The sequence below is a fragment of the Peribacillus sp. N1 genome, assembly GCF_054600815.1.
In genome coordinates this window covers 591,219-608,710 of sequence record NZ_BAAHZO010000002.1, presented here as the reverse complement: position 1 = coordinate 608,710, position 17,492 = coordinate 591,219, and the positions used below count along the sequence as shown (strand labels likewise).

Here is a 17,492-nt window from a genome sequence, read left to right as displayed (position 1 = left end):
GAATGTCTAAAGGACCGATTACAGTCGTCATTGTTGAAGATGATGAGAATGCAGTGAATATATATAAACAATTTACGAATCAACTAGATCAATTCACTGTCATAGCTACAGCTAGCACAGGCAAGCAAGCGCTGAATATACTGCATGCCGCACAACCGGACTTAATTTTATTGGATATCTTTTTACCTGATATGAATGGAATTGACCTTCTTCGGGAAATTAGGAGGGAATACCGGGGGATTGATGTAATTCTGATCACCGCCGCGAATGATACCGAAACAGTCAGTGAAGCGATTAGGGGAGGGGCTTTTGGTTACCTTATAAAACCGATCATTATCGATAAGCTTCTTGCGACGCTCAACCAATACGACCTGACGAGACGGCAGCTGCATAATGGCAATTTAGTAAATCAAGATAAAGTGGATACTCTTTTTCGGACCATAAGTAATTCAAATACAGCAAATGATGTCCAAATAAATTCTCTTCCCAAGGGAATTGACAAACATACCTTGAAAATGGTCAGAAGCAAGATTCAAAACGTCAATGGCAGTTTAAACGCTGATGAACTAGGTCAACTCGTTGGAATTAGTTATTCAACCATGCGAAGATACCTGGAGTATTTAGTTTCTTGTAATGAAATGGAAGTTGAGGTTTTGTATGGTGGTGTAGGAAGGCCTGAAAGAAAATATAAAATAAAACACATGTAAATCCCAGTTGATGAAATTCGTTTTCATCAATGGGATTTTTTCTTTTTTAGGCGTGAAAAAAATGAAAAAAACTCTTTTTACTTTCTTTATATGTGAATAAGGCATAATGGATGATAGTCTCTAAAGAAAGCGCTGTCAAAATGAGATGGTGATAAACAGAAGGGGGCTTGAAGATGTTATCCATTTTAGGATTTTCCATGATTGCAGTATTCATGTATTTAATTATGTCGAAGCGACTATCGGCACTAGTGGCCATTATGCTCGTTCCAATCATATTTGGAGTGATTGGAGGATTTTTTACAGAGCTGGGTCCCATGATGCAGGATGGTGTTGAAGGTATAGCTTCAACAGCCATAATGATATTGTTTGCGATTTTATATTTTGGAATAATGATAGATTCCGGTTTATTTGATCCTCTTATTTCTAAAATATTGAAAATAGTAAAAGGAGATCCATTAAAAATAGTTTTAGGAACCGCTATTCTCTCAATGACCGTCGCATTAGATGGGGACGGGACAACTACTTACATAATTACTGTCTCAGCACTTTTACCCCTTTATAAGCGTCTGGGCATGAACAAAATAATATTAGCCACTGTAGCCATGTTATCTATGGGTGTGATGAATATGACACCGTGGGGGGGAGCTTCCGCTATGGCGATGGCCTCGTTGAACCTTGACGCATCGGAATTGTTCTTGCCGATGATTCCTGTCATGGGGTTTGGCCTAATTTGGGTTCTTGTCGTGGCTTTTATATTGGGAAAAGGGGAACGAAAGAGATTGGGCGTAGTGGAGATCCAGCATAATCACACTAATGAAATGAATTCGGAGGCCAATTCCGAGTTAGCGGCAACTACGGTCTCCCGTGATTATCGCAGACCGAAATTGGTCTGGTTCAACTTCATTTTAACGATTGTGCTCATGGCATCATTAATCATTGATTTTATGTCTTTGACCATTTTATTCATGATTGCGTTCGCCGTTGCGTTATTGGTCAATTATCCTGATTTGAAAGATCAGCAGGATCGAATCGCCGTTCATTCGAAAAATGCATTGGCCGTCGTTTCAATTGTCATTGCAGCCGGGATTTTTACCGGCATCATGTCTGGAACGAAAATGATTGATGCAATGGCCATTACGTTGGTCTCATTAATCCCGGAATCTTTCGGACCATTTTTACCGGTTATTGTTGCGTATGCCAGTGCCCCTTTTACTTTCTTTATGTCAAATAATGCATTCTATTTTGGCGTACTTCCTATTATCGCACAAGCCGCTGATGCTTATGGAATTAGCGCGGCAGAAATAGGGCGTGCTTCATTAATAGGGCAGCCGATACACGTATTGAGTCCTTTGGTGGCCGCAGCACATTTGCTAATAGGTTTAGTTGGCACTGACTTCGGGGATCTACAGCGGTTTGCTGTGAAATGGGCATTAGGGACTGTCACTGTTATGACAATAGCCGCGATAATCTTGGGAGTCATTTAGTAAAAGGAATGGTTACTCTATCTTGCAGAAGGATATTTTAAAATTGGAGGATTTTCAATGTGGATCATCACACTCTATAAAAGCAGAGGTATTGTAATGTATGAATTTGAAACAGAACAAGCAGCAAGGGAAGTTTTCTGTAATATTCGGGGCAATAAGGTTCTATCAGAAGTTATTTACTTTAATGACCCATGTTTAGCATAATGATAGCAATGAATAGTAGGGTGTTTTAAAAAAAAGGTTATTGCAAAAGAAAAGTGGAACTTTACAAAATATGTATGTTTAAAACACAAATCATGGGAGTGTCCTTCAAGATTATGCATTTCATTGTTTACCCCGAAAAGCTAAGGCTTTATTGGGGTTTTTCTGTTGCCCTAGACGCTTTTAACAATGATTCTTGTGGTAATCTTCGCCAGATTCATTACAGTATGCAGTCTCGTATCATTTAAAGATTGTCGGGGCAAAAGGGGATCTAAATAATTTACGACGGCTTTTAGGTGATAATCACCCAATTCAGGTAAGGATTTATTCATCGCTTCACCAGGGGTAAAAGGACCTTTTGTCAGAAATATAGAACCGATTTGATGATAACCACCCAAACAAGCATCGATACCAAAAATAAAGGGATTTACAAATTGCTTTTTTATTTCTTTCAAAACACTTTTCAAATTATGGGCGTGAACAGGATCTGCGAGTGTTCCGAAGACATGATAGGGGACTTGGTTTTCTCTAAGCATCGTCCCTACTAAAGGCCCGAATGAATCTCCTGTGGAACGATCTGATCCAATACATAAAAAGATGATATCTTTGGACATTGGCCGAAGAATTCTTGCGATTTGAAAAGACATTTCGTCTATTTCTCCTTCTGTATTTGTATCCAAAGTATAGCTGCAACGCTGCATTTCTATTTTTGTCTCCCTTTTTTTCCTGCCATCAAAAGGATACATGCCTACACCCCCTAGAGTACCGTGATCTTGAATAAATTATAACATGATTAATTATTCTTCAAAATATTATGGAAATCACTTGCTTCCCTCTAATGATCAATTTCAGCCGCCGTATCAAGTGGAATATCATTTCTTGTTTATTTGTATTTTGTTAATATATAGATAAATTGGTTTTTTTGATAAAATGAAAACAAAAAAATATACTGTATGAAACTTTTGATTATAGAAAGGCAGAGCCAGTGTTTTATAGAAGGAAGTGTAAGAATGTTTAATCAATTAACGAATAACGATAGTATCCTTAATCAATTACGTGCAGACTGTGAGAATTGTTTTGGTTTGTGCTGTGTGGCTTTGCCTTATGCAAAATCTGCTGATTTTGCATTTGATAAAGAGGGAGGTACACCATGTTCAAACCTGCAATCAGATTATCGTTGCGGCATCCATGAAAATCTCAGAGCTAAAGGGTATAAAGGCTGCACGGTATATGAATGTTTCGGTGCCGGTCAAAAGGTATCTCAACTCACCTATGATGGAAACGATTGGGGGAACAACCCAGAGTCAGCAAAGGAAATGTTCGATGTATTTCCTATTATGCAACAACTTCATGAAATGCTTTGCTACTTAAATGAAGCACTGAATTTAGAAGATGCGCAACCTCTTCACCGAGAATTGCAGACCGCTTTTGAAGACATGGAATATCTCACTCAACAAAGTCCAAAGTCTATCATGGACCTGAATGTGCCAGCTCATAGAGCGATCGTTAATGATTTACTTCTGCGCACAAGTGAACTGGTACGTGCAAAGGTTTCATTTAAGAAAAATAAAAAAAAGTCGAACAAAATAGGTAGGGGAAGTGACCTGATCGGTGCAAAGTTGAGAGGAGCTGACCTTAGGGGAGCGAACTTAAGAGGAGCTTTGCTTATTGCATCTGACCTCAGAGAAGCCGACATGCGAGTGACGGATCTTATTGGTGCAGACTTTAGGGACGCTGATTTAAGAGGTGCCGATCTCACCGGAAGCTTCTTTATCACACAAGCACAGATTAACTCGGCTAAAGGAGACACAAAGACAAAATTACCACCTTCATTAAGCATTCCCAATCATTGGAGATAGAAGTTTAGCCAAGATTGGAGCGAGATTTCATGTAGAGCAAACGCTTAACGAATAATGAGATTGTTTAATTCACGAGTAAAAAGCGGAAACTTATGAGTAAAAGCACTAAATTCACGAGTAAAAGCACGAAACTCACGAGCAAAAGCGCCAGATTCACGAGTAAAAGGCGGAAATTCACGAGTAATGGGAAATTTACTACATAGTGTATGAACATCAATAGCGGTCAAGTAAATTAGATTTGCTTTAATCCGAAGCTTTTACAAAGAGTGAACCCTGCTAACATGCGATTCTTCATTAGGAAGGATCGTCTTTTAAATTTGGGAGGGAAATTTTCATTTTTCCATTTGACTCTGACGTTGCGTAATACCTTACTGTTAATGATATCGAAAGGAGGTAAAGAGCAGTGGCAATGAAAGTGAAGGAGTTAGCCGATTTGGTTGGCATTAGTGTGCGGACGCTGCATTATTATGATGAAATCGGGTTATTATCGCCAGAGGAAATAACCGATGCAGGTTATCGCCTTTATTCGAATGATAATCTTGAAATGTTGCAGCAAATCCTGTTTTTCAGGGAACTTGGCATGCCATTAAAGGAAATAAAACAAATGATTAGCAGCTCTTCGTTTGATAAACAAGATGCGTTAAAGCAACATCAAAAAATGTTGCTGGAGAAACGCAGTCAGCTCGATAAATTAATTAAGACGGTCGAAAAATCGATTAGACATATGAAAGGGGAAATTCAAATGACGAATAAAGAAAAATTTGAAGGGTTTGACTTCAGTCAGAATCCATATGAAGAAGAAGCTCGCAAGCTTTGGGGGGATAAAGCTGTCGATGAGTCGAAGGCTAAAGTGGCGGGCATGTCCAAAGATGCACAGAAAGTTGTATCAGCAATCTATTTAAAACTTGCGTCAATCCGAAATGGCTCGCCAAAGTCGGAGGAGGCACAAGAGGCAATTAAAGAATGGTATGATTGTTTGAACAATAACTTCGGCACATACTCGCTGGATGCTTTCAAAGGATTAGGTCAAATGTACGTGGACGATCAACGCTTCACCAAAAATATCGACCAATATGGTGAAGGGTTGGCAAAATTCATGTGTGATGCGATGGGGCACTTTGCTGACGCTAACAAAAATTAAAACTCAAGTTTGAGAGATTTCATGATGGAAGGTTGCTGCGGCAACCTTTTTATTTTGGTACTAAGGGGACGGTCAGTTTAAGAAGCTGTATACTGTGATTATGGGAATATTTAGAATTTAAGAGAACAGGGGGAAACTTATGGAATTTAGGAATGATTCCTTTAACCTCGGGAAAATCAATGATGTTGATGGAAGTAAAGTTGCTGTTTTTAATGGAGATACCATTTATACAAGTATCGTCACTAAACTTAGGGCCGCAGGTTGTGTTTTCGCGGAGGAAGAGGCCCGTTTGCTTATCAACGCGGCAGGGACAACGGCCGAACTGGCTGGGATGGTGGATAGACGGATAGCGGGTTTGCCCCTTGAACACGTCATCGGTTGGGCGGAATTCTGCGGTATCCGGATAGAGGTTCATCTCGGAGTTTTCGTACCCCGCCGACGGACCGAGTTTTTGGTCCGCCAAGTGACAGCACTCGCTATGCCAGGAGCAGTCGTAGTGGACTTGTGCTGCGGCACGGGCGCGGTTGGCTCCGCGGTTGGCGATGTTCTCGAAGGTATCGAGTTGTACGCAGTCGACATTGACCCAGCCGCGGTGCGGTGCGCGCGTCGTAACGTCACTTCAATCAATGGTCAGGTTTACGAAGGGGACCTCTATGAACCGCTTCCAGCAAATTTACGGGGACGTGTTGACGTCCTGGTCGCAAACGCACCATACGTCCCCACTGAGGGAATCGGTCTATTACCCCATGAAGCGCGCATGCATGAGGCGAGGGTGGCATTAGACGGAGGGGCGGACGGGCTTGATGTCCAGCGAAGGGTGGCGGCCTCGGCAACAGTTTGGTTGGCACCGGGTTCCCATTTGTTAGTCGAGACGAGTGAGCGGCAAGCGATGCAGACCGTTGAAATCTTTGCTGGATACGGGATGATGCCACAGATGGTAAAGTGTGAAGAACTGGACGCCACTGTCGTAATTGGAACCAGGCCCGCACTCAAAAGAAATGTTTGAGGGCACTTGTTAAGTTAAGACTAGGGAAAAAAACGTGACCTTCAAAAATCAAATTTTTGCAACAAAATGAGGCAATCGAGCAATAAAAAAATCCAAGTCATCTTGAGGTGCTGGTTAAAATGGAACTTTGGAAAATGAGTCAAAAGGTATCGGAGCTAAGCGATGTGATTCCTTATTATTTTTTTAGTCTAGTCTTTTCCTGTTTGTCGATTTCCACGATGTTGGTTATATTTAGCTTCGGTACCTAGGGGGTGCTTGGCATTATCGTGTTTTCTTTTTATGTTGTTATCCCTTATTTATTATTTGCTGTTCCGGTACAGGTCCTTTTCAATAAACATCCTAAAAAATTCAGTTTAATTTATTTTAGTTTTTATATTTTTTTCTCTTTGCTGGCTGTATTCATTTATAGTGCGGTGCTTAATTTTGACTTCAGTATGGATGTTTTAACTACAAGAAATTACTATGCAATACGCCTTTCTGCGTCACTGTTTTTTGGTTTTGGGACTCGGTCTTTTTACAAAAAAAGAGCCCTGTATCTTGAAATGGGAACTTCAGATTGTAGACAAATTCAAACGTTGCCTCCAGGCACTCGCTTTCCGTGGGCGGTCCGGGAGCTTCCTCGGCGCCTTTGCGCCTGCGGTCTCCCCTGGAGGCGCTTTCCCACAGGAGTCTCGCACCTTCCGTTTCATCAACATTGATTTAAAATTTTGATAGAGCCCCTTTTGACAAACAAAAGGGACCAGTTAAATGATCCCTTTTCGACATTATTTCTTTAGCAAGTTTACGATTTCTTTTGCTTTTTCTAATGTAACTCCTTCAATGATACTGTTATTTTTTCGAACAGCCGTACCGAAATGATAGTGACCGGTATGCAGTTCGGAATGGATAGAAAGGATATTATCCTTATTTAAGCCGCTTCCAACCAGTATGGCTATGTCGCCGCTGACTCTTTTCATTTGTTGAATCGTTTTCATGCGGCTGGGGAGATCCCCATTACCTCCTGAGGTCAATATCGTTGTGATTTCTGGATATTGTGCTAGCATTTCAGCTGAAATGACCGGGTCGTTTGTTTCATCGATGGCTCGGTGGAATGTAATCTCCAAACCTTCACATACCGTCAATAATTCTTCGAGATATGGTCGATTGATTTCATTATTTTCATTTAATGCACCCAATACAACCCCGTTGGCTCCCAGTGATCGAATGATTTCGATATCTTTTTTCATTATTTCCAAATCATTTTTCGTATAACTAAACGACTGGCTATGAGGCCTTACCATCACGTTGACTGGTATCTTTACTGAATTGACGACAGCTTCTATCAGGGCGTGGCTGGGAGTTAATCCCCCCTCGGCTAAAGAACTGACAAGCTCGATTCGGTCTGCGCCCGATTCTTCGATAATAATGGCATCCTCTATCGTTGTGGCAATGAATTCAATGTACATTGGATTTTCCTTTCCTTCATGCAAGTGTTATAAGATTATTAAATCCATTAAGAATAGTAAAGTCAATTCATTAATAGATAGTTTTCCCTAGCTTTCCTCAAATGGAATATCTTTATTTCGCTATTTATGAAACGAAATGAACTTTCAAACGTATAAAAAAAGAATATATTCAATGGTATATTTGAAAGTGAAATGTTCGGCAGTGTAATTAAATGAAAATCATCATGACGGAGGTTATTTAATTGGATAAAGAAAGTAAGGAAATAAAGAAATCGAGGTTTTACAAAGTAGGGATGGGGTTCCTGATCATTTCCCTTCTCACTTGGATCATTCCTGTCGTAGCTCCTTTTACCCCATTTTCGACTGCGGTTAAAGCGGGGGTCATAACAGGTGCAATCGTCTTTGCGGAGGTCATGTTTTGGGCAGGAGCACTTTTGGTCGGGAAAGAAGTGGCTGCTAAATATAAAGGTTATTTAAACCCGAAAAATTGGAGAAAAGAAAAAGGATGAAGCTGTTTTTTAAAAAGGGCCGGGAGTGAAGCCCAATGGAAACTGAGTTGTTGAAAGTTTTCGATTCCAATCGCATTCAAACCGGCGTGAGGAAGTACATAGATTGGGATATTGGCCTGCTGGTTCGCAAGTAGGGAAACGAGATTGGATTACTATTATGAAAGCACCATTAGATTGATCAGAGAAAACCTCGTTAATTGAAAATAAAGCTCCGACAAAACGATTCGAGTTTTGTTGGAGTTTTTCTTTTTTCTTGAAAAAAACATTAAGTACATCGACCTGTATCCTTACCAATCAACGGCAGCCTATTGGCTCGTTTTGTCTCAGCTCGATACGCATATGTCCTTAGTTGTTACCTTATTTGTCCTGAATTGCTCATAGGGATAATGACTTTGTCTCTGTGCTGATTCAGTTGATAAAGCGAGACATACAAGACTGTAATAGTGATGGCAGGCTGCAACTTTAAGGCGGGGATGTTGTTTTTCATGAACTAGGGAATTTATCACTTGTAAGAATATTACAAAATTGTAAGATGAACAGTGTATAAATTTTGTTAAGGGGATGAGTGAAATAATGAAAAAAATGGTTTTATGCATTTCATTTTTTGTAGCTTCTTTAGTACTTTTTGGCTCCCTTGATTCTTTTGCAAGCAAAGCTTCAGCAGAAACACACACCTATGATGGAAAAAGTCCTTACTATAATAGTTGTGCGAATAGCGCTGTCACTAAGAAGTCAGTGAAAATTTATGCCAATGGCGGTTCTGCCAATTTGGAGTTGAAGTTCAGCACTGTCTGTAAAACCGCATGGGCGAAGATCACTCTAAGCCGACCAGCTAAAACAGACGGGGAAGCAACGGCATTGGTTGTCCGAAATACTGATAATAAACAATTTAGCTGTGCATCTCCTGGAGGAAATGGTGAAATAAATAAAGGTCAAACGTCATGCTATACACCAATGGTATATGATTTAGATCCGCGAAAAGCAAAAGCGGTCGCTTTTTGGCCATATACAGCAGGTGAAACCGATTGGTATTAATGAAAAAGGAAAAACCTTCATCTATATTTTTGCAAAGAAAGGATGAATGTATTGAATAAAAAGCTTAAAATGATAGGTTTATCCATGGTGATGACACTGTCGATGTTTCTTGTCGACTTTGGTTTTGGAAAAAATCAAGCACTGGCCGAAACACACACCTATGATGGAAAAAGTCCTTACTATAATAGTTGTGCAAGTTCGGCGGTAACGAAGGATAAAAAATGGATCGATTCCAATTCGTACGTAGAATTGAAATTCAGCACTGTCTGCAAAACCGCATGGGCAAAAGTGACCGTAACACGGCCCGCTGTATACAACCATGAAGCGGATGCCAGGATCGTCCGAAGTACTGATGGTAAGGCCTATACATGCGCCAGTTCTGGGGGCAATGGTGTTGTGAATATCGGGCAGACCTCGTGCTATACACCAATGGTATATGATTATGATCCGCGAAAGGCACAGGCCCAAGGGATACATGCGATACCTAATAGTGATGCATATAAAAAAGCGGTGACCATTTGGTACTGAAAAACAAAGGCAAAAAAAGCATCCTTATGGTCGGATGCTTTTTTTGCCGTCAGATTGTAATCACGCTTTCATTTCTGCTTCCAATTGAAGTAGATATTTTTTCATCTCCGTGCCTCCCCGGTAACCGGTAATGGCCCCGTTTTTTCCGATAACCCGGTGACAGGGCACTGTGATTAGAATAGGATTGGCACCAATGGCGGTACCAACCGCCCGAACAGCTGCAGGTCTTTGGATGATTTGGGCAATATCGGAATAGGAACAGGTTTTTCCATAGGGTATTTGATTCAGCGCTGCCCAAATTTCTTGTTGAAAGGGCGTGCCTTTTACATCTGCGGGAAGAGAGAAAGTCTTCCTGGTTCCTTCGAAATATTCTTGTAGTTCTTTTAGATAGGGATTTAATGCTTTCTCATTTTCAACAAGGCTCGCCATTGGAAAGCGTTTTTGTAGCCAAGACTTAAGTTCTTCATACGTTTGATCCGGAGAGCCTACATAGCAAAGCCCTTTTTCCGTCTTGGCCACATATAATTGCCACTTATCATAATGCAATATGGCCCAGTCAATGGTTTGTTCTTTATCATTCTTCATTTTCTTCACGCTCCAAAGCTTTGAGATAAGCATTCCGATATTCTGAAGGGGTATTCCCCATTTTTCTTTTGAACAGCGTCAAGAAATAGGGTGTACTAGAGAACCCCACAGCCAAGCCTATTTCGGTTATCGGCTGTTCGGAGTTTTCCAGCAGCCTCGTTGCTTTTTCAAGGCGAAGCCGTTGAATGTATTCAGTGGGCGATATCCCCTTCACGCGCTTGAATGAACGTTGTAAATGATAGGGGCTGCCGTGAGAAATATCCGCCAATTTGTTCAAAGTGAGGGGTTCGCTGTAATGGGTGTCGATCCATTCGGTTATTTGTTCAACCCATTCTTCCGTCGGCAAATTCATTCCTTCCGGTTTACATCGTTTACAAGGCCGGAAATCTTCTTCCAAAGCCATCATGGCATTTTTGAAAATCTTCACGTTTTCCTTATTCGGCACCCTGGATTTACAGGAGGGCCTGCAAAAGATGCCTGTCGTAATTACTCCGTATAAAAAATGATCATCATATGCGGCATCACAATCTATAATAGCTTTCCAATATTCATTCGGGAAAAGATTCACTGCATTCACCTCTTCATTTAGTATACAAGAAAGGGTTGATATACAACCATTTTGATAATATAAAAGCAAGATAACGTAATTGTTCGAGTTAGAAAAGAACACTATTGGTCTGTTAAAATAAGGGAGTTGGATGAAGGAAGGAGCGAGATAACGTACTTACTTTTCATTAGAATAAAGCTAAAGGAGGAGCGGAATGAAAGAGAAATTATCAAATGTTGAAGTCAAGACTGAATTGAGAATTCGTGCACCAAAGGAGTTCAGTTTTTCGGAAAATCTTAAATACTTATCACGATCCTCCAATGAATGTCTGTTCGATATTGTTAATCAAAAAATTTATCGAGCACTTGTTGCCGAAAACGAGACTCTTTTAATAGAAATCAGTGCGATGAATGAAACGGAGCTGACCGTTCGGTTTCCAGGGCGAACTGCACCGATGGATAATCAGGTAAAGGATGCTGTTTCCCAATACGTTCGTCACTGGTTCGATCTTGAGACAAATCTGCTTCCTTTTTATGAATTGGCCCAAAATGACCCTATATTGCAAAAGCCGGCAAGCCAATTCTTCGGTTTGAGAAATATGGGCATCCCCGATTTATTTGAAGCGATTGCCTGGGGAATACTTGGTCAGCAAATTAACTTGACCTATGCCTATACCTTGAAGCGTAGGCTTGTGGAGGGATTTGGTGATTTTGTTGAATTCGATGGAAAGCAATATTGGCTGTTTCCGACGCCAGATGTGATTGCGAAATTGACGGTCGAAGATTTTGTCGATATGAGGATGACGGTAAAGAAGTGTGAATATTTAATAGGTGTTGCTCAACTGATTGCAGAAGGGGAACTTACTAAAGAAAAGCTGTTGAATGCAAGGAATGTAAAAGAGGCTGAAAAAATGCTGACCAATATACGGGGAATCGGCCCGTGGACAGCGAACTATGTCTTGATGCGCTGTTTGCGTTTTCCAGCAGCCTTTCCCATCGATGATGTCGGGCTGCATAATTCCATGAAACTGGTCATGCAAACGGAAGCAAAACCAACGAAAACGGAAATCCTGAAACTTTCGGAAGCGTGGGCCGATTGGGAATCCTACGCGACCTTCTATTTATGGAGATTGCTATACTGAATACCGCTTCGGAGATAAACCTGCAAGTAACGTCGATAAAACTCCATATTCGGAGATAAAACAATAAATTTCGCCGATATATCTCCATTTTCGGAGATAAAACTATAGAATTCGTCGATATATTTCTATTTCGGAGATAAAACTGTAGAATTCGTCGATATATCCCTGTATTCGGAGAAAAAACTGTAGATTTCGTCGATATATCTCTAATTTCGGAGATGAAACTGTAAGTATCGTCGATATAACTCCAATTTCGGAGATAAAACTATAGAATTCGTCGATAAAACTATAGAATTCGTTGATATATCTCCATTTTCTAAGTTAAAGCATTTCCTGCCCAAACACGTTGAGTTCATATATCATAACTTATTACATTCAATCTTATAGAGGTGAATGACCATGTATATGTACCCAACGTATCATTATGAAGATCAAGCTTATCTTGAACGGCAGTTTCCCGGTCTATCCGGCTTTCCGGGCATACCTGGTTTACCTCAATTTCCAGGGCAGCCAGGACCACCGCCGGGTTCGCAAGCACCAACAGCTCCCCCGCCAGCGTTTATCCCCCAACAGCAATCGGCTTCAACATTTGCCGTAGATCCAGGTGCGATTTCATTTTGCCTTTTCAGGAATACTTTTATATGGCTAAACAATGGTGCGCGTTTCTGGTATTACCCCATCTTCGTCGGTCCGCGTTCTGTTGCCGGCTTCAGGTGGAATGGCAGGTTCTGGACGATTTTTGGCATCGATACAAGACAAATCAATTCATTTAGTTGTTTTTGAAAAAATGCTCAAAGGAGATGTTTCCTTTGAGCATTTTATGTTTCAGCTTGTTTTGCTTTCCTCCAGTACGAAAAGGTATGGCAGCAATATAGAAGCAGTACTACCCAAAGAAAAACATCATTAAAGGAAATGCCTATCGTTGATCGACCCCCTAAAGCGGTCAACATTCCGACTAGGGAAAGGAGATAAATGTGTAAAGCAACTGCGCCTTGATCCCCACATCATGATCGGTGTGACCATCTTTTTTAAATAGGACACTGAGAAATAAACCGATAGTACCTCAGGTGGAAACGTTATCATTTGAAAAGGATTCAAGAATTTCATTTCGCACTCCCTTTTTTGTTGCTTAAGTCCTTGCGTTTTTCAATGTGGCGAAATAAAAGGCCAACAATGTTCAATATTTAATAGAAATGGTAAAATCATTATGCTCCTATAAAATTTAGTGAATGAAAATGAAAATAGAGGATGCTGTTGAAAATGAGGAAAGTATCGCTGGAAACCAAGATTCTCGGGTTAGTCTTATCGTTGAGCCTTTTTTTGATTATCTTATTGACTACTTCTTTTTCCTATATGGAAGGAAGGCAAATAGCGAAGGATAAAGGTCAATTGGCGTTGGAGCTTTCAAAGACGGTTAGCTTCATGCCTACCGTTACAGATGCCTTTGAAACTGACGATCCCGCTGGCATAATCCAGCCGATTGTCGAAAGGATCCGCAGGGAAACAGGGGCTGAGTTCATCGTTGTAGGGAATGCAGAGGGAATTCGCTATTCCCATCCGCTGGCTTCTGAAATTGGGAAGCGGATGGAAGGCGGGGATAATAGCAGGGCCATTCGGGAAGGCGAATATTATGTCTCCGAGGCGGCAGGATCACTCGGACTTTCCATTCGGGGGAAGTCACCGGTATTCAATGAGGCTGGAAAAATAATTGGAATCGTCTCCGTCGGTTTTTTAGTGGACGATGTCCGCGCCCAAATTTTCAAGGATTTGTCCAAAGAGATGATTGTATCTTTAGTGGCCATCATGATATCGATCATTGGCAGTTATATGCTGGCAAGGAGCATACGTAAAGATACATTGGGGCTGGAACCATTTGAAATCGCCAATTTATATAAAGAAAAAAATGCAGTGCTGCATTCGGTGAAAGAAGGTATTCTGGCCATTGACCAAAATGGGTCGATTACCTCGATGAATCAGCCGGCGAAAAAATTGCTGGATATTAAAGAGTCAGTTCGCCATTTGAACGTGGATAACGTGGATGGCCTATTTCCTTCGAAATATTTATTCGAAGTGCTGAAGTCCGGTGAACCGCAAGTGGATAAGGAGATTTCATGGAAAGACAAATCCGTTATCGTTAATTGCACGCCAATCTTCGATAGTGAAGGGGTAAGCGGTGTTGTCGCTTCGTTCCGTGATCGAACGGAAATTGAGGAAATGGTCAACACATTATCTGAAGTGAAGATGCATTCAGAGGATTTGAGGGCACAAACCCATGAATTTACCAATAAACTATACGTCCTTTCAGGATTGATACAATTAGGAGAATACGATGAAGCGATAGAAATGATTCAAAGCGAAACATCCGAATTGCATTCCCTGAACCGTGTCGTGTTCGAACAGATAAAGGATACAAAAGTACAAGCCCTGTTACTTGGTAAGATAGGGAAAGCATCGGAGAAGAAGATCATCTTTGAAATAGACGCACAAAGTTACCTAGAGAAACTGCCGGATCATATAAAATTGTCACAACTAACATTAATTCTAGGCAACATTATCGATAATGCACTTGAAGCGGTTTCAAGCATGGAAGAGCCGCACGTGAAATTTTTCGCCACAGATATCGGAAATGATATGGTATTTGAAGTGAGTGATAACGGAAAAGGAATATCTGAGGATGCGATCGCCCATATTTTCGATCGGGGTTTCACTTCGAAAAACAGCGGAAGTCCGAGTGGTTATGGACTTTCGAATGCTGATCATGTCGTAAAAGAGCTGGGCGGCATTATCGAAGTTCAAAGCGAGGATGGAAACACCATATTCACAGTGTATCTTCCTAAAGAACAGAGAGGAGGGAAAAGATGCTGAAGATAAGAGCAGTCATCGCAGAAGATGATTTTCGTGTAGCGGATATCCATGAAAAATTCTTAAAAAACTTTGATGAAATAGAAGTGGTCGGAAAAGCTGTCAATGCCAAAAAAGCGCTTCGTATCTTGGAACAAAAAAGTCCGGATCTGCTTTTGCTTGATGTTTATATGCCAGATCAGCTTGGTACAGACCTTCTTCCGGACATACGGAAAAAATTCCCGAATGTGGATATTATCATGATTACCGCGGCAACGGATAAAGAACAACTTGAAAAGGCCCTTCACTATGGTGTAGAGAATTATTTAATTAAACCAGTGGAAATGAATCGCTTCAACCAAGTTATCGAAGAGTATCTGAAGAAAGTCCATCTGATGAAATCCAAACAAGAAATAGATCAGGATTTTGTTGATCTCATTTTGAAAAAGGGATCTTCCGTTTCGGAAACGAATGATGGGCCGTCCTTACCGAAAGGGGTCGACGAAATTACTTTGGCGAAAGTGATCGAGGTACTCGAAGCAAGCGATATCGGTTTGTCGGCTGAGCAAGTGAGCGGTCAGATCGGTGCTTCCAGGACAACCGCGAGACGTTATCTGGAATACTTGATATCCGTTAAGAAATGTAAAGCGGAAGTCGTATACGGGGTAGTGGGAAGACCTGAACGAAGATATTATAAAATTCAATAGAATTAAATGTGGAACACCTTCACGATTGGAGGTGTTTTTTTATGCATGCTGTACAACGGTTAAAATGGTTTGAAAGATTTCAAAAAAAGCAATGTGAGTTAGTTTAGAAATCCTCTGCAATGCATAAAGATTTAGTCACTGTTTGCTTAATAATCGTATCTTTTCCTTAAAGAACCCGCCATTCAACCCGGGGAATGGAGTCTGGTTCACTCTGGAAAATCGCCTCCGTGAACACAATGAACACAATTAATTTAATAGTTTTAAAACACAATAAATTGAAAACGCTTACAGATAAAGTGATTTCATATACAATTTAGAAAATTAGAAAATTAGAAATTAAGGAGTGATCATATGCTCGCTTTATTAGGATACTTGATGATATTAGTGTTTATGATTTTAATTATGACAGGGCGACTTTCAGCCATGATAGCTTTGATTGCAGTACCAAGTGCCTTTGCACTTATTGGCGGGTTTGGTGGTAAAATGGGTGAGATGGCGTTGGAAGGAATCAAAGACGTCGCGCCAACGGGAATCATGATTTTATTTGCGATCCTTTTCTTTGGCATTTTGATTGATGCTGGGGTTTTTGACCCGATCATCAATACGATTCTTAAGGTTGTAAAAGGCGATCCGGTGAAAATTGCCATCGGCACGGCAGTCCTGGCCTTACTGATTTCCTTGGATGGAGATGGTACGACTACATATATGATAACGATTTCAGCCATGCTTCCGCTATATAAACGGATTGGAATGAGACCGCTAGTATTGGCCGGTATTGCTGTTTCGTCATCTGGAGTCATGAACCTTCTTCCTTGGGGAGGCCCTACAGCACGGGTAATGACCGCTTTAAAACTTGAAATGTCCGATGTGTTCACCCCTGTCATTCCTGCGATGATTGGCGGAGTCCTATTCGTCCTTTTCATGGCATATTGCCTGGGTAAAAAAGAAAGAAAGAGAATTGGAATCATTGAAGTCGATTATCATGCTGTGGCACAGCACGCGGCTGCAACGGAAGATGCTTATCTTAAGCGTCCTAAATTGATAATATTCAATTACGCATTGACTCTTACACTGCTGGTTGCGTTGATTATGGAACTTATGCCTTCAGCGGTTCTGTTCATGGTAGGTTTCGCAATTGCCATTACGGTTAATTATCCGAAACTCAGTGATCAGAAAGAGCGTGTGGCAAACTATGCGGACAATGCTTTATCTGTAATTTCGATGATTTTTGCAGCAGGTGTCTTCACTGGAATCCTTGCCGGTACGGAAATGGTCGATGCCATGGCAAACTCTTTGATTCAGCATATTCCAGATCAAATGGGCGCACATTTTGCTGTCATCACAGCCATCATCTCAGCACCTTTTACGTTCTTCATGTCTAATGACGCATTTTATTATGGTGTGCTCCCATTACTTGCTAAAGCGGGAGCTGCTTATGGAATCGACCCTGCCCTGATCGGCAGAGCTTCACTATTAGGTTTGCCCGTCCATCTATTAAGCCCGCTTGTTCCATCTACCTATCTATTGGTTGGAATGGTAGGGGAAGATTTCGGTGCCTTGCAGCGCACGTTCCTTAAATGGGCATGCGGTTCGACGCTTGTCATGATAGTGGTTTGTGTCCTATTGGGAATCATCCCGCTATAAAGCTCTAAGAGTCCCGTTCGTCACGATGCGAACGGGACTCTTTTCTGTCTGTATCAAGCGCTGAATAAATCTGGAAAAGTGAGATACATTATGTTTGTCTTCTCTTTCGCGA

At 41.1% G+C, this 17,492-nt stretch carries 19 protein-coding genes; 15 read left to right on the top strand and 4 right to left on the bottom strand.

What is annotated here, in order from left to right:
• Positions 1 to 2 precede the first annotated feature (2 nt).
• The 3 genes from ACYP5M_RS11395 (at position 3) to ACYP5M_RS11385 (ending at position 2,395) form a co-directional block, all read left to right on the top strand.
• Positions 3 to 707 carry a response regulator gene (locus tag ACYP5M_RS11395; RefSeq protein WP_434167654.1) on the top strand — a complete coding sequence of 235 codons (705 nt, stop codon included), beginning with the start codon at positions 3 to 5 and terminating at the stop codon, positions 705 to 707.
• Between the two features lie 173 nt (positions 708 to 880).
• A complete protein-coding gene (locus ACYP5M_RS11390) occupies positions 881 to 2,191 on the top strand; it encodes a CitMHS family transporter (RefSeq protein WP_101223119.1) in 1,311 nt (436 codons plus the stop codon).
• Between the two features lie 57 nt (positions 2,192 to 2,248).
• Complete coding sequence (locus tag ACYP5M_RS11385) at positions 2,249 to 2,395, top strand: hypothetical protein (protein ID WP_230176639.1); 147 nt, start codon at positions 2,249 to 2,251, stop codon at positions 2,393 to 2,395.
• Positions 2,396 to 2,565: 170 nt separating this feature from the next.
• Here ACYP5M_RS11385 and yyaC read toward each other — a convergent pair whose 3' ends face one another.
• Positions 2,566 to 3,138, bottom strand: coding sequence for a spore protease YyaC (gene yyaC, locus ACYP5M_RS11380; protein ID WP_434167653.1), 573 nt, complete (start codon positions 3,136 to 3,138; stop codon positions 2,566 to 2,568).
• A gap of 264 nt (positions 3,139 to 3,402) precedes the next feature.
• On the opposite strand from yyaC, the gene ACYP5M_RS11375 reads away from it, so the two are divergent.
• The 4 genes from ACYP5M_RS11375 (at position 3,403) to ACYP5M_RS11360 (ending at position 7,096) form a co-directional block, all read left to right on the top strand.
• A complete protein-coding gene (locus tag ACYP5M_RS11375) occupies positions 3,403 to 4,251 on the top strand; it encodes a pentapeptide repeat-containing protein (RefSeq protein WP_459735051.1) in 849 nt (282 codons plus the stop codon).
• Between the two features lie 403 nt (positions 4,252 to 4,654).
• Positions 4,655 to 5,392 carry a MerR family transcriptional regulator gene (locus tag ACYP5M_RS11370; RefSeq protein WP_101223117.1) on the top strand — a complete coding sequence of 246 codons (738 nt, stop codon included), beginning with the start codon at positions 4,655 to 4,657 and terminating at the stop codon, positions 5,390 to 5,392.
• A gap of 223 nt (positions 5,393 to 5,615) precedes the next feature.
• The gene (locus tag ACYP5M_RS11365) at positions 5,616 to 6,398 is read left to right on the top strand and encodes a putative protein N(5)-glutamine methyltransferase (protein WP_434169714.1); all 783 of its coding nucleotides are present in this window, start codon (positions 5,616 to 5,618) and stop codon (positions 6,396 to 6,398) included.
• A gap of 251 nt (positions 6,399 to 6,649) precedes the next feature.
• Positions 6,650 to 7,096 carry a UPF0715 family protein gene (locus tag ACYP5M_RS11360; protein WP_459735050.1) on the top strand — a complete coding sequence of 149 codons (447 nt, stop codon included), beginning with the start codon at positions 6,650 to 6,652 and terminating at the stop codon, positions 7,094 to 7,096.
• Positions 7,097 to 7,162: 66 nt separating this feature from the next.
• Here ACYP5M_RS11360 and ACYP5M_RS11355 read toward each other — a convergent pair whose 3' ends face one another.
• Complete coding sequence (locus tag ACYP5M_RS11355) at positions 7,163 to 7,843, bottom strand: copper homeostasis protein CutC (RefSeq protein WP_434167650.1); 681 nt, start codon at positions 7,841 to 7,843, stop codon at positions 7,163 to 7,165.
• 242 nt (positions 7,844 to 8,085) lie between these two features.
• Here ACYP5M_RS11355 and ACYP5M_RS11350 point away from each other — a divergent pair, with 242 nt between their 5' ends.
• The 3 genes from ACYP5M_RS11350 (at position 8,086) to ACYP5M_RS11340 (ending at position 9,915) form a co-directional block, all read left to right on the top strand.
• On the top strand, positions 8,086 to 8,352 hold the full coding sequence (locus ACYP5M_RS11350) for a transporter suffix domain-containing protein (protein WP_230176643.1): 267 nt from the start codon (positions 8,086 to 8,088) through the stop codon (positions 8,350 to 8,352).
• A 573-nt stretch (positions 8,353 to 8,925) separates the two neighbouring features.
• The gene (locus ACYP5M_RS11345; RefSeq protein ID WP_241589143.1) at positions 8,926 to 9,387 is read left to right on the top strand and encodes a YjfA family protein; all 462 of its coding nucleotides are present in this window, start codon (positions 8,926 to 8,928) and stop codon (positions 9,385 to 9,387) included.
• An 84-nt stretch (positions 9,388 to 9,471) separates the two neighbouring features.
• Positions 9,472 to 9,915 carry a DUF2690 domain-containing protein gene (locus tag ACYP5M_RS11340; protein WP_202190598.1) on the top strand — a complete coding sequence of 148 codons (444 nt, stop codon included), beginning with the start codon at positions 9,472 to 9,474 and terminating at the stop codon, positions 9,913 to 9,915.
• Between the two features lie 60 nt (positions 9,916 to 9,975).
• Here the strand turns inward: ACYP5M_RS11340 and ACYP5M_RS11335 are convergent, their stop codons facing one another.
• Both ACYP5M_RS11335 and ACYP5M_RS11330 read right to left on the bottom strand, forming a co-directional pair.
• On the bottom strand, positions 9,976 to 10,500 hold the full coding sequence (locus ACYP5M_RS11335; RefSeq protein ID WP_101223110.1) for a methylated-DNA--[protein]-cysteine S-methyltransferase: 525 nt from the start codon (positions 10,498 to 10,500) through the stop codon (positions 9,976 to 9,978).
• A complete protein-coding gene (locus ACYP5M_RS11330) occupies positions 10,490 to 11,092 on the bottom strand; it encodes a bifunctional transcriptional activator/DNA repair enzyme AdaA (protein ID WP_397315445.1) in 603 nt (200 codons plus the stop codon). The genes ACYP5M_RS11335 and ACYP5M_RS11330 overlap by 11 nt, the downstream gene beginning before the upstream one ends.
• A gap of 169 nt (positions 11,093 to 11,261) precedes the next feature.
• Between ACYP5M_RS11330 and ACYP5M_RS11325 the strand changes: the two genes are divergently transcribed.
• The 5 genes from ACYP5M_RS11325 (at position 11,262) to ACYP5M_RS11305 (ending at position 17,380) form a co-directional block, all read left to right on the top strand.
• On the top strand, positions 11,262 to 12,188 hold the full coding sequence (locus ACYP5M_RS11325; RefSeq protein WP_434167649.1) for a DNA-3-methyladenine glycosylase family protein: 927 nt from the start codon (positions 11,262 to 11,264) through the stop codon (positions 12,186 to 12,188).
• A gap of 399 nt (positions 12,189 to 12,587) precedes the next feature.
• Positions 12,588 to 12,971, top strand: coding sequence for a collagen-like protein (locus tag ACYP5M_RS11320; RefSeq protein ID WP_434167648.1), 384 nt, complete (start codon positions 12,588 to 12,590; stop codon positions 12,969 to 12,971).
• Between the two features lie 477 nt (positions 12,972 to 13,448).
• A complete protein-coding gene (locus ACYP5M_RS11315; protein ID WP_459735049.1) occupies positions 13,449 to 15,053 on the top strand; it encodes an ATP-binding protein in 1,605 nt (534 codons plus the stop codon).
• Positions 15,047 to 15,736, top strand: coding sequence for a response regulator (locus ACYP5M_RS11310; RefSeq protein WP_434167646.1), 690 nt, complete (start codon positions 15,047 to 15,049; stop codon positions 15,734 to 15,736). The genes ACYP5M_RS11315 and ACYP5M_RS11310 overlap by 7 nt, the downstream gene beginning before the upstream one ends.
• A 351-nt stretch (positions 15,737 to 16,087) precedes the next feature.
• Positions 16,088 to 17,380: a CitMHS family transporter gene (locus tag ACYP5M_RS11305; RefSeq protein WP_063594521.1), complete on the top strand. Its 1,293-nt coding sequence runs from the start codon at positions 16,088 to 16,090 to the stop codon at positions 17,378 to 17,380.
• The last annotated feature ends 112 nt before the right edge of the window (positions 17,381 to 17,492 follow it).

Bases quoted from the DNA above. Each gene is read 5' to 3' on its own strand.
- ACYP5M_RS11395 (WP_434167654.1), top strand. From the start codon at position 3: ATGTCTAAAGGACCGATTACAGTCGTCATTGTTGAAGATGATGAGAAT.
- ACYP5M_RS11390 (WP_101223119.1), top strand. From the start codon at position 881: ATGTTATCCATTTTAGGATTTTCCATGATTGCAGTATTCATGTATTTA.
- ACYP5M_RS11385 (WP_230176639.1), top strand. From the start codon at position 2,249: ATGTGGATCATCACACTCTATAAAAGCAGAGGTATTGTAATGTATGAA.
- yyaC (WP_434167653.1), bottom strand. From the start codon at position 3,138: ATGTATCCTTTTGATGGCAGGAAAAAAAGGGAGACAAAAATAGAAATG.
- ACYP5M_RS11375 (WP_459735051.1), top strand. From the start codon at position 3,403: ATGTTTAATCAATTAACGAATAACGATAGTATCCTTAATCAATTACGT.
- ACYP5M_RS11355 (WP_434167650.1), bottom strand. From the start codon at position 7,843: ATGTACATTGAATTCATTGCCACAACGATAGAGGATGCCATTATTATC.
- ACYP5M_RS11345 (WP_241589143.1), top strand. From the start codon at position 8,926: ATGAAAAAAATGGTTTTATGCATTTCATTTTTTGTAGCTTCTTTAGTA.
- ACYP5M_RS11340 (WP_202190598.1), top strand. From the start codon at position 9,472: ATGGTGATGACACTGTCGATGTTTCTTGTCGACTTTGGTTTTGGAAAA.
- ACYP5M_RS11335 (WP_101223110.1), bottom strand. From the start codon at position 10,500: ATGAAGAATGATAAAGAACAAACCATTGACTGGGCCATATTGCATTAT.
- ACYP5M_RS11325 (WP_434167649.1), top strand. From the start codon at position 11,262: ATGAAAGAGAAATTATCAAATGTTGAAGTCAAGACTGAATTGAGAATT.
- ACYP5M_RS11320 (WP_434167648.1), top strand. From the start codon at position 12,588: ATGTATATGTACCCAACGTATCATTATGAAGATCAAGCTTATCTTGAA.
- ACYP5M_RS11315 (WP_459735049.1), top strand. From the start codon at position 13,449: ATGAGGAAAGTATCGCTGGAAACCAAGATTCTCGGGTTAGTCTTATCG.
- ACYP5M_RS11310 (WP_434167646.1), top strand. From the start codon at position 15,047: ATGCTGAAGATAAGAGCAGTCATCGCAGAAGATGATTTTCGTGTAGCG.
- ACYP5M_RS11305 (WP_063594521.1), top strand. From the start codon at position 16,088: ATGCTCGCTTTATTAGGATACTTGATGATATTAGTGTTTATGATTTTA.